At 71.1% G+C, this 11,746-nt stretch carries 8 protein-coding genes; 7 read left to right on the top strand and 1 reads right to left on the bottom strand.

What is annotated here, in order from left to right; genetic code table 11:
* Window positions 1-237: 237 nt before the first annotated feature.
* From FS769_RS08940 to FS769_RS08950, 3 genes are all read left to right on the top strand, one after another.
* Entirely contained in the window at window positions 238-1,281 is a 1,044-nt protein-coding gene (locus FS769_RS08940) for a substrate-binding domain-containing protein (RefSeq protein ID WP_222123917.1), read from the top strand.
* A gap of 73 nt (window positions 1,282-1,354) precedes the next feature.
* Complete coding sequence (locus FS769_RS08945) at window positions 1,355-2,851, top strand: sugar ABC transporter ATP-binding protein (RefSeq protein ID WP_144832609.1); 1,497 nt, start codon at window positions 1,355-1,357, stop codon at window positions 2,849-2,851.
* A gap of 26 nt (window positions 2,852-2,877) precedes the next feature.
* Complete coding sequence (locus FS769_RS08950; protein WP_222123918.1) at window positions 2,878-3,909, top strand: ABC transporter permease; 1,032 nt, start codon at window positions 2,878-2,880, stop codon at window positions 3,907-3,909.
* 24 nt (window positions 3,910-3,933) lie between these two features.
* On the opposite strand, the gene FS769_RS08955 is transcribed toward FS769_RS08950, so the two are convergent.
* A complete protein-coding gene (locus tag FS769_RS08955; RefSeq protein WP_230705053.1) occupies window positions 3,934-4,842 on the bottom strand; it encodes an AraC family transcriptional regulator in 909 nt (302 codons plus the stop codon).
* A 35-nt stretch (window positions 4,843-4,877) separates the two neighbouring features.
* On the opposite strand from FS769_RS08955, the gene FS769_RS08960 reads away from it, so the two are divergent.
* The 4 genes from FS769_RS08960 (at window position 4,878) to FS769_RS08975 (ending at window position 11,533) form a co-directional block, all read left to right on the top strand.
* On the top strand, window positions 4,878-7,838 hold the full coding sequence (locus FS769_RS08960; RefSeq protein ID WP_144832615.1) for a DUF5107 domain-containing protein: 2,961 nt from the start codon (window positions 4,878-4,880) through the stop codon (window positions 7,836-7,838).
* On the top strand, window positions 7,835-8,743 hold the full coding sequence (locus tag FS769_RS08965; RefSeq protein ID WP_144832618.1) for an aldose 1-epimerase family protein: 909 nt from the start codon (window positions 7,835-7,837) through the stop codon (window positions 8,741-8,743). Before FS769_RS08960 ends, FS769_RS08965 begins: the two co-directional genes overlap by 4 nt.
* Window positions 8,744-8,916: 173 nt before the next feature.
* A complete protein-coding gene (locus FS769_RS08970) occupies window positions 8,917-10,050 on the top strand; it encodes an adenosylhomocysteinase (protein ID WP_144832620.1) in 1,134 nt (377 codons plus the stop codon).
* Window positions 10,051-10,063: 13 nt separating this feature from the next.
* Window positions 10,064-11,533: an MFS transporter gene (locus FS769_RS08975; RefSeq protein ID WP_186325490.1), complete on the top strand. Its 1,470-nt coding sequence runs from the start codon at window positions 10,064-10,066 to the stop codon at window positions 11,531-11,533.
* Window positions 11,534-11,746: the final 213 nt, after the last annotated feature.

The following is an 11,746-nucleotide window of genomic DNA, read 5'->3' on the forward strand; positions in this document are numbered from 1 at the left end:
GATCGCATGATCGACAGAAGGAGCGTAGCGACCGCTGCGCGTGCCCGGCGATCGCGGACCGCGTCGGCGGCGGCGCCGCTTCGGGGAATGCTGCAGCGCGAGGATCCTTCCGATCGTCGAATCGTCCATGTCGGGTGGGCGATCGTCCTCTGATCACGCGCCTGGGCCCCAGTAGCGTGAGCGAGGAACATCCCGCCCGGTCGCGCGACCGGCGATCAATGGAGATAAGGAACGCGGATGACGAAGAAGACAGTTCGCATGAGCGCGACCGGGGTGGTCGGAGCGGCCATCGCCGTCCTGGCCCTGGCCGCCGTGACCGCCTGCAGCTCGGGCATGGAGACCGCGTCACCCGACTCGGGCGCCGCCGCCGGCCCGAAGGACGGCCCCCTCACGATCGCCTTCCTGCAGAAGCAGGGCGATCAGCAGTACTTCATCGACGAGGCGAACGGCGCCAAGGAGGCCGCGCAGGCGGCGGGGGACGTCACGATCAACGCCGTCGACCTCGGCACCGACTCGAACAAGGCCATCTCCGAGGTGGAGGCGGCGATCGCCCAGCAGGTGGACGGGATCATCATCGTCGTCCCCGACCAGCAGATCGGCCCCCAGGTCATCCAGCTGGCGAAGGACGCCGGCATTCCGATCATGGCGGCCGACGACACGATCGAAGACGCCGCGGGCAACGCTGCGCCGTTCTCGGGCTTCGACGGGACCTCGATGGGCGAGAAGGTCGGGGCCGAAGCCGCCCGGCTGTACGAGGAAGCCGGATGGACCGCGGCGAACACCCGCATCCTGTCGGCATACAAGCAGGACCTCACCGTCTGCCAGCAGCGCGTCGACGGCGCGAAGAGCGCCTTCACCGAGGCGATCTCCGACGGCCCCGAGGTGATCGACGTCGGCACCGACAACTCGGCGACCGACGCGCAGGACAAGGCCGGCGCCGTCATCACGGCGAACGCCGGAGTGACCAACTGGGTCGTGTGGGGCTGCAACGACGAGAGCGAGACGGGCGTCGTGACGGCCCTGCAGAACTCGGGCGTCGCCGCCGACAACATCATCGGCGTCGGCCTGGGCGCCTACCTGACCTGCAAGGACTGGAAAGCCGGTCAGCAGACGGGCAACAAGGCCGCGCTGTTCATCTCGGGCGTCGAGGTCGGCAAGGCCGCCGCGAACTCGATGATCGACCTGCTGCGCAACGGCACCGCCCTGCCGCCCCAGTCGATCGCCAACACCGAGATCGTCGACGCGAGCAACTGGGAAGCCAAGGGCGTCGTCTGCACCTGACCCGACGACGGATGGAGGCGGCGGAGCGCCGCCTCCATCACCGGTGCCACGACGACGTGAGAAGAGGACGACGGTGAGTCAGGAAAGCATCGCGCTGCGCGCGGCGGGGATCTCGAAGAACTTCGGCCCGGTCCATGCCCTCCGGGGAGTGGAAGTGGAGCTGCGGTCGGGAGAGGTCACCGCGCTCATGGGGGAGAACGGTGCGGGGAAGTCCACCCTGCTCAAGATCCTGAACGGCGACTACCGTCCCGACGGCGGCAGCCTCGAGATCGACGGGAGGCCCGTCGAGTTCTCCGACCCCTCGGACGCGCGACGAGCGGGCCTACGCGTCATCGCCCAGGAACCGGAGATCATCGCCGCGGTCTCCGTCGCCGAGAACATCTTCGTCGGCGACCTCGGGGGAGTCGGCTTCAACCGACGCGCCCTCATCGAGCGCACGCGTACGGAGCTGCGCCGCTGGGGGTTCGATCGGGCCCTGCGCGCCGACGCCCTCGGCTCCGACCTCTCGCCCGCGCAGAGGCAGCTCGTGGAGATCATGCGTGCGGTCGTCAGCCGCCCGCGCATCATCTGCTTCGACGAGCCCACCTCCTCACTCGGCGACGAGGAAGTGGCGCTGCTCTTCTCCCTCATCCGACAGCTCCAGGACGACGGCGTGGCGGTGGCGTACGTGTCCCATCGCATGGCCGAGATCTTTCAACTCGCCGACAGGATCACGGTGCTGCGCGACGGCGCCTTCGTCGGGACCAAGCGGGTCTCGGAGACCGATCACGACGACCTCGTGCGCATGATGGTGGGCCGCGACCTCGAGAAGTTCTTCCACCGCGACCGTGCCGCCCTGGGCGAGACGGTGCTCGAGCTCATCGGCGTCGGCAACGAGCACGTCACCGACGTCGATCTCACCGTGCGGGCCGGAGAGGTCGTCGGGGTCGCCGGCCTCGTCGGCGCCGGCCGCAGCGAGCTCATGAAGACCATCGCGGGCGACTACCCCGCGACCGCGGGCCGGATCGTCGTCTCGGGCGAGGTCCGTAGCATCCGCCAACCCTCCGACAGCATCCGCGCCGGCATCGGCTTCGCGCCCGAGGAGCGGAAGGCCGAGGCCCTGCTCCTGCAGAGGTCGGTGCGCGACAACGCGGCCCTGGTCGTGCTGAAGTCTCTCGCCCGCTGGATCTTCGTGCGCGGTCGTGCCGAACGCGCGCTCGCCCAGGAGTACATCCAGAGGCTGCGGATCCGCACCCCCTCCTCCGAGCAGCTGGTGGGCAACCTGTCGGGCGGCAACCAGCAGAAGGTCGTGCTCGCACGGTGGCTCGCGACGAAGCCCCGACTGCTTCTGCTCGACGAACCCACCCGCGGCATCGACGTCGGGGCGAAGTCGGAGATCTACGCGATCATCGACGAACTCGCCCACCAGGGTGTCGCCGTCATCGTCGTCTCGAGCGAGCTCCCCGAGATCCTCGGCGTCTCCGATCGCATCTACGTCATGGCCGACGGGCGCATCGCCGGCGAGCTGGACCGCGAAGACGCCACCGAGGAGCGCATCCTCGCGCTCGCGATGAACGACATCTCCGCATGACCTCCTCACCCCGAAGGGACCCCTCCGTGTCTACCGCCCCCCTCGCGCCGGCTCGCGCGGACGCACCCGAGACCCACACCGTCTCCCCGGCCAAGCGCTTCGTCGCGACGGTCGGCGTGCAGAACATCTCGCTGATCATCGCCATCGCGTTGGTCGTCGCCGTCATCGGCATCCAGAATCCGCTCTTCTTCACCATCGCGAACCTCCGCGTGATCGGGACGGCGGTCGCCATCGTGGGCCTGCTGGCGGTCGTGCAGACGATCGTGATCATCCTCGGCGCGCTCGACATCTCGGTCGGATCGATCGCGGGACTCACCTCGGTGACCTCGGCGATGCTGTTCACCGCCACGTCGTCCGCTCTGGTCGGGGTGGTCGGCGCGGTCGCCATCGGCGTGGTCTGCGGTCTCGTGAACGGCTGCATCATCGTGTTCGGCCGCGTGAACCCCGTGATCGCGACCCTCGCGACCCTCGCGGCGTTCAAGGGCGTCGCCCAGCTGATCTCGGACGGTCGCGCGCAGGGCTACACCGGGGCCGACCCGTTCTTCGTGTTCCTCGCCCGCGGAGCGGTGCTCGGCGTGCCGACGCTCATCTGGGTGCTGGTCATCGTCGCGGTCGTCGCCCACCTCGTGCTGCGGTACACGACCATCGGTCGCAACATCTACGCGGTGGGCGGCAACAACATCGCCGCCCGCCTCGCTGGCATCAACATCAACCGGTACATCATCGGGGTCTACATGGTGACCGGCGCCGTCGCGGCCATCGCCGGCGTGCTCATCACCGCCCGAACCGGCTCGGGTCAGCCGATCTCCGGCTCCGAGGGGCTCGAGCTGCAGGCGATCACGGCCGCCGCCCTCGGCGGTGCCGCGCTCAAGGGCGGCAAGGGCGCGACCGCCGGAACGATCCTCGCGGTGATCCTGCTCGGCGTGCTCACCAACGGCATGACGCTGCTGGGCGTGAACACGTTCTGGCAGAACGTCGCGCAGGGCACGCTGCTCGTGATCGCCGTGGTCATCCAGCAGCTCCGCTCCGGCGAGCGTCGCATCGGGATCCCCGGCTGACGCCGACGGATGCCGAGTCCCGATCTATCCCTTGTGCTGCGAACGATAGGTGGAGGGGTTGACGCCGTGCATGCGCCGGAAATGACGCGAGAAGTACAGCGGGTCCGCGTACCCCACCGCCACCGCCACGTCGGCGATGGGCATCGTCGTGGTGTCGAGCAGGGTCCGGGCCCGGCTCATGCGCAGCGATGTGTGGAAGGCACCCGGTCCGCCGCCGGTGGCCTGGTGGAACAGCGCGCTCAGATGCGAGGGGGAGACGCCCACGATGGCGGCCAGCTCCGGCACCGAGATGGCACCTTCCACGCGGGCCTCGAGGTAGCGCATGGCGCGCTCCAGGGGCGAGCCGGTCGCGGGGAGCCGGCTGTCGGCGGCGAGTCGCGTCAGCAGGTGCCAGGCGATTCCGGATGCCGCGAGCAGGTGGATCGGCGAGGGCCGCTGCTCCATCGTCTCGACGAGCTCGTCGAACAGCGCGGCGATGCGGTCCACCGACTTCAGCACCACGACCGGCTGTTGCGCGCGGAGCACCGAACCGATCAGATCGGCCACGTCGGCACCGCGGACGTGCATCCACCAGATCGTCCACGGATCCGTGTCGGACGCCGCGTAGTGGTGGCTGACGTAGGGCGGGATGATCGCGCACCCGGAGGCGTCGAGGGCGAAGCTCTGGCCGTCCACGGTCACCGTGCCGCTGCCCGCGACGCAGAGGATCACGATCGTCTCCGACGTGCCGTGCGCCCGCCGGCGGCGATGGCGCCGCGCGCGGGGGAAGTAGCCCGCGTCGGTGACGAGGAGCTGCCGCGTCCCGGCGCGACCGATGGCCTCTTCGACGAGGGGACGCGGCACCACGCACAAGCGCTGGTTCGCGAAACCCTCCATCAGTCCCGAGACGTCGTCGCCCTCCGGCGCAAGGGCGATCGGCCCCGACTCACTCATGTGGAACACCCTATTGCTCGCCGAGGAGGCGTCCGATGACCATGCACCCCGAGACCTCCACCGCGCCCGGGCCGGCCGAGATCGAGCTCCCCGACGCCCCGAGCGCCCTGCGCGACGAGCTGGCCGAGGGGCGGGCGATCGCGTGGGACGAGCCGCTCACCATCCGCACGTACGACGCCCACGAGCCCAGTGAGTACCCGATGTTCCTCGACCATCGCGTGTACCAGGGCTCTAGCGGCAAGGTCTATCCGCTGCCGTTCATCGAGCGGGTGTCGGACGAGCCGCGGGCGCGGCAGTGGCAGGCCGTGCATCTGGAGAACGAGTACCTCCGTCTCGTGGTCCTCCCCGAGCTCGGCGGTCGCATCCACGTGGCCTACGACAAGACCACCGACTACGACTTCTTCTATCGCAACAACGTCATCAAGCCCGCCCTCGTCGGCCTCGCCGGCCCGTGGGTCAGCGGCGGTGTCGAGTTCAACTGGCCGCAGCACCATCGACCGGCGACCCACCTGCCCGTCGAGACGTCGATCGAGCACGGTGACGACGGCTCGGTCATCGTATGGTGCGCTGACCACGACCCCTTCACGCGCATGGCCGCGCAGCACGGCGTGCGGATCCGCCCCGGCAGCACGGTCGTGGAGGTCGCGGTGCGCCTGCACAACCGCACGAGCGAGCGTCAGACCTTCCTCTGGTGGGCGAACGTCGCCGCTCGGGTCAACGACGACTACCAGTCGTTCTTCCCCGAGGACGTGCGCTACGTCGCCGATCACGCGCGTCGTGCTCTGACGGCGTTCCCCCGCGCGGACCGGCCCTACTACGGTGTCGACTACGCCGCGCTCGCCGCGGCCGCGCCCGAGGCGGTCCCGGCGGCCGACCGCATCGACTTCTACCGGAACATCCCCGTGCCGACCTCGTACATGATCGTCGACTCGGAGGACGACTTCTTCGGCGGGTACGACCACGGCGCGGGGGCGGGCTTCGTCCACTGGGCGGAGCGCCGCATCTCACCCGGAAAGAAGCAGTGGACGTGGGGAGACGCTCCCTTCGGCCACGCCTGGGATGCGCAGTTGACCGACGAAGACGGTCCGTATGTGGAGTTGATGGCGGGCGTCTACACCGACAATCAACCGGATTTCAGCTGGCTCCTGCCGGGCGAGACGAAGACGTTCTCGCAGTACTGGTATCCGATCCCCGCCCTGGGACCCGCCCATCAGGCGACCCCCGACGCCGCGGTGCACGTCGACCGCGCCGAGGGGGTGCGAGCGGTCTTCGCCGTGACGTCGCCGCAGCCGGCGGCGGTGATGCGCATCGTCGTGAACGGCCGTGTCGTGGCGGAGCGGCGGGCGGATCTGCATCCGGGAACCGTCGAGGAGATCGTGTGGGAGGGGCCCGCCGAGGGAGCGCTCGAGGTCGAGCTGCGCTCGGCGGACGGGGTGAGCCTCGTGCGGTGGACGCCCTCGATGGTCGACGACGCCGAACCGTGGGTGGCCGACGAACCCCCGCTCCCCGCGCAGATCGACACCGTGGAGGAGCTGTACCTCACGGGTCTGCACCTGAGCCAGTTCCGGCATCCGACGCGCTCTCCGCTCCCGTACTGGGAGGCGGCCCTCGACCGCGATCCCGGCGACGTGCGCGTCAACCTGGCGCTGGGCGACGCGCGATACCGCTCGGGCGAGTACGCCGAGGCGCTCCGGCACGTCGAGACCGCCGTGAGTCGGCTCACGCGTCGCAACGCGAACCCGACGGATGCCGAGGCCTTCTACCTCGGGGGGCTGATCCTGCAGCGACTGGGGCGGCCCATCGACGCGGAGCGCGCCTTCGGAAAAGCCGGATGGGACGGCACGTGGGCGGCGGCCGCCGGCTTCGAGCTGGGGTCGTCGCTCGCGCGCCGGGGTCGTACCCGGGCGGCCCTGCGGGTTCTCGATTCGCTCGACGGGGTCGCAGCGTACGACAGCCGTCGAGAGGTACTGCGGGCCGTGCTCCTGCGCCGCGCGGAGCGGGCGACCGAGGCCGACCTCGTCCTGCGCGAGGTGCTCGCGGTCGAGCCCCTGAACCCCACCGCGCGGCACCTCTCGGGCGCGCCCGGTACGGACGACCCCGGTCTGCTGCTCGACACCGCCCTCGACCTCCTCCATCTGGGCGAGGTGGACGACGCTCTCGGAGTCCTCGCCCGGGTCGTGGCCCTCCCGGTCTGCCCGGCGGGGAACGTCATCCCCCTCGCGCACTATCTCGCCGCGGCCGCTCTCCACGAGCGGGGCGAGACCGATGCGGCCGCCGCGGCGCGATCGGCGGCCCGCCGCAGTGATCTGACGTGGGCGTTCCCGCACGGACTCGCCGCGTTCGACGCCCTCGGCGCCGCGATCGCGGCGGACGACTCCGACGCTGTCGCCCGCTTCCTTCTCGGCAACTTGCTCTACGGTCAAGGACGGCGCGAGGACGCCTTGGCGCGGTGGCGCGAGGCGATCGAGCGGGGCCTTCGCGACGTGGTGCTGCTGCGCAACGCCGCGATCGCGGAGTTCACCGTCGCCCGCGACGACGACGCGGCGTGGAACCTCTACGAGGAGGCGACGCGGACCGCCCCCGACGACGCGCGGCTGCTCTTCGAACGCGATCAGCTGGCGGCCAAGCTGGGGCACTCGACGGCCGATCGTCTCGCCGTGCTCGACGAACGGCGCGAGGTCGTGCTGACCCGCGACGACCTCACCATCGAATACGTCACGCTGCTGACCTCCGAGGGACGTGCGGGGGAGGCACGCGGCATCCTGCTCGGTCGGGCCTTCCACCCGTGGGAAGGGGGCGAGGGGCGCGCGCTGGCCGCGTGGGACCAGACCAACGCCGCGCTCGGTCTCGCGCCCGCCGACCCGCCGCCGTCTCTGGGCGAGGCGCGCCCGCGCTACGTCGCTCCCGCCGCCGTCCGCGACGACGGGGTCACCGACTACTTCGCGACGAGCCTGCCCGAGCTGCTGCTGTTCCACCGCGAGGACGAGAGGGGATGATCGACGACGTCGTTCTGACGGCGGGGCACTACGAGGCCGTCGTCACCCCGTTCGGCGCCGCGCTGCGCTCCGCGCGACGTCGGGGTCGCAACCTCATCGCCGAGCGGCCGCCGGGGTTCGACCCGTCGATGAGGGGAGCGGTGCTCGCGCCGTGGCCGAACCGGACGGCGGACGGTCGTTACGAGTTCGACGGACGGACGCACGAGCTGGGGATCACCGAACCGACGACCCGGACGGCCGTGCACGGCCTCGTGACGCGAACGCTGTTCGACGTCGCCGCGCGGACCGATCGATCCGCCGTGCTGAGCACGGTGATCGATCGACCCTCGGGCTACCCCTGGCGGGTGCGACTGGAGGTCTCGATCGTCGTGTCCGAGGAGGGCGTCGAGCAACGGATCACCGCGACGAACGAGTCGGAGGAGCGCGCCCCCGTCGGGCTCGGAGCGCACCCCTCCCTGGTCGCAGGTCCTGCGGTGCCGTCGGCGATCGACCGGTGGGTCCTCACGGTCCCCGCCGACGAGGTGATGATGGTGTCGGACGACAGGATGCTGCCCATCGGTCGGGTGCCGGTCGAGGGAACGCCGTTCGACCTCCGCCGCGCTCAGCCGATCGGGGCGCGCGTCGTCAACAACGCCCTGACCGCGCTGCGACAGGACGACGAGGGGCTCGTCCGGGTCTCTCTCGTCGATCCGGCCGACGGGACGGGCGTCGAGCTGCGGGTCGACGGCAGCTCGCCCTGGCTGCAGGTCTACACCGCCGACCACGGACCCGCGGGGGAGTACCGGCACGCGGTGGCCGTCGAACCGTCGACCTGTCCACCCGACGCCCTCCGCTCCGGGGTGGATCTGCGCCTGCTCGAGCCCGGTCAGTCGACGTCGCTGTGGTGGGAGCTTCGCGCTCTCTGAGCTCCGAAGCCCTCCCCCTTCGCTCGCGGGCATAGGCTCAGCGCATGTCGATCGCCGCGGGTCACGGCGGCGGGTCCCACCCCGCCCCGATCTTCGGCGACCACTCCTACCGGTCCGAGCTCTATCAGTGACGCGGGTGTCGTTCTTCGCCACCCCTCACTGATCGGATCGCCATGACCACCCGTACCTACCCCACCCCTCCCGCGCCCGGCCTCGAATGGGCCGACGCGCACATGCCCCTCACCCGCGAGGCCGTCCGCGAGCTCGCGCCGGTGTTCGACGGCCTGCGCATCGCGATGTGCCTGCACATCGAGCCGAAGACGGCGGTGCTCGTGCGCCTGCTCGTCGAGGCCGGAGCACAGGTCTCGCTCACCGGTTCTCCCGGGACCACCCGCGAAGACACCGTCGCCGACCTGCGGGATCGCGGTGTCACCGTGCACGCCGCCCGCGACGACGACGCCCCGCGCGTCGCCGCGGTGCTCGCGAGCGACCCGCACCTCATCCTCGACAACGGCGGCGACCTGTTCCGCGGCGTGCTCGACGGTCACCCCGCCAAGCACCTGCGCGGCGGGACCGAAGAGACGACGACCGGCGGCATCGTCCTGCGCCGTCGCGAGCACGAGGTGCGGCATCCGATCCTCGTCATCAACGACAGTCCGCTGAAGCTCTTGGTCGAGAACCGCTTCGGCGTCGGCCAGTCGGTGGTGCAGGCGTTCATGAGCGCGACGAACCTCATGATCCCCGGCTCGCGGGCGACGGTCATCGGGTTCGGTCCGTGCGGGCGGGGGACCGCGCACACCCTGCGCCAGCTGGGTGCCGTCGCGACGGTGGTCGACACGGATCCCTACCGCGCCCTCGAGGCGTCGCTCGAGGGGTTCATCGTCGCCGGGCTCGACGAGGCGCTCGCGCAGGCCCGGTTCGTCTTCCTCGCCACCGGGGCACCCGGGGTGCTCGGGGCCGCGCAGATCGCGCACCTCCCGCACGGCCTCATCATCGCCGGGGTCGGTCATCACCCGTGGGAGATGGATCTGGCCGCGCTCGGCCGGCCCGTCGCCACCGAGGGATTCCACGCGACCTACGCCCTGCCCGGCGACCGCGCGGTGCACGTGATCGCCGACACCAACATGGTCAACCTCGTCGCGGGGCTCGGCAATCCGATCGAGGCGATGGACCTCGGGCTGACGCTGCAGGCGCGCTCGTTGGCCGCCGTCGCGCGGGGCGAGGTCGCCACCGGGGTGCACCCCGTTCCGGATGCCGTGGACCGAGGGATCGCCGAGGCCTTCCTGCGTCTGCGCACGGCGAACTGAGTCGCGGCGCCTCGTGACGGCATCCGCCCCCGCTCCCGACCCGCGTCGATGGCGTGCGCTCTCGGTCATGCTGATGGGGCAGTTCGCCGCCCTGCTCGACGTCAGCGTGACCAACGTCGCCCTGCCGTCGATCGGGCGCTCGACCGGGGCGGATGCCAGCGAACTCCAGTGGATCGTGACGGGGTACGTGCTCGCGTTCGCGCTCGTGCCGGTGATCGGCGGACGACTGGGTGACGGGTGGGGGCGGCGGCGCATCTTCACGATCGCCGTGCTCGGGTTCGTGATCGCGAGCGCCGCGGTCGGTCTCGCACCGAACGCGGGCCTGCTGATCGCGGCGCGGGTGGTGCAGGGGCTGTTCGGCGGCATGATGGGGCCGCAGGTCTCGGGCTTCATCCAGAACGCGTTCCCGGCGTGGGAGCGGGGCCGGGCCTTCGGGCGCCTGGGACTCACGGTCGGCGCGGGCACCGCCCTCGGCCCGGTGATCGCGGGGCTGCTGATCTCGGCGGGCGGAACGGAGATCGGCTGGCGCCTGGTGTTCTTCATCAACGTGCCGGTCGGTGTCGCCGCGGTGCTGCTCGCCCGACGGTGGGTTCCCGCCGACGAGCCCGTGGCCGCGGCATCCGGTCAGCGCGTCGACGTGCTCGGGGCGGTGCTGCTGGGCGCCGGCGTGCTGTGTCTGCTGTTCCCGATCGTCGAGACCGGTCAGGGCGGGGGCCCGCTCATGCTGCTCCTGCTGATTCCGGCGGCGGTCTTCCTGTTCGGGCTCGTGCGGCACGAGGCGCGTCTGGCGAGGGCGGATGCCGGGCCCCTTCTCGACCTGCGCCTGTTCCGCGTGCGCTCGTTCGTCACGGGCGTCGTGTTCGCGATCGTCTTCTTCTGCAGCAACACCGGCATCCCCCTCGTGCTCGCGCTGTACTACCAGGACGGACTCGGCTTCACCGCGCTGCAGTCGGGCCTCGGCGTCACGGCGTACGCGATCGGATCGGTGGTCGGCGCACCCGTCGCCGGTCGATTCGTCTCGCGGGTGGGGCGCCCGCTGCTCGTGGGCGCGGTCGCGGTCTTCACGACCGTCACGGTGATCCTCGGCGTGCTGGTGCAGACGGCGGCCGACGCGACCGATCCGGTCACCGTGATCCTGCGCCTGTGCGTGCCGCTGTTCGTGCTCGGCGTCGCGGGCGGCGCGATCGTCACGCCCAACCAGACGCTGACCCTCGCCGACGTCGACCCCCGACGCGGCGGGGTCGCCGGGGGCGTCGTGCAGACCGCGCAGCGCGTGGGATCGTCGATCGGCCAGACCGTGCTGGGCACGAGCTTCGTGCTCGCCGTCGGGACCGCGGCCCGTGCGGGCGGTTCGGGTACTCCGGCACCGGATGCCGTTCCCTTCGCCGACGCGCTCACCCTCGCCCTCTCGGTGTCGGTGGTGTTCTCGGGGGCGGCGATGCTGCTCAGCGCGATCGAGGTGCGGCGCCACCGCGAGCGGTAGGCGGCCGGTAGCGCTTCGCCGCGCTCGGGCGGAACGCTCTCGTGCGCGTCAGGGGTGGGTTCCGAGGTGATTCCCCTGTTTCGCCGCGTTGCCGGGCGGTGAAGCGGCTCCCGCCGCGTCTCGGTGGTGGCGTCCGCGGGAGTGCAGCGGGCCCCGGACGGCGTCGGGTCGGACCCTACCCTGACGGGGCGTACCGACCGATCGGTGCGATGC

This window comes from Microbacterium sp. BH-3-3-3 (assembly GCF_007679045.1).
GTDB classification, from domain to species: Bacteria; Actinomycetota; Actinomycetes; order Actinomycetales; family Microbacteriaceae; genus Microbacterium; species Microbacterium algihabitans.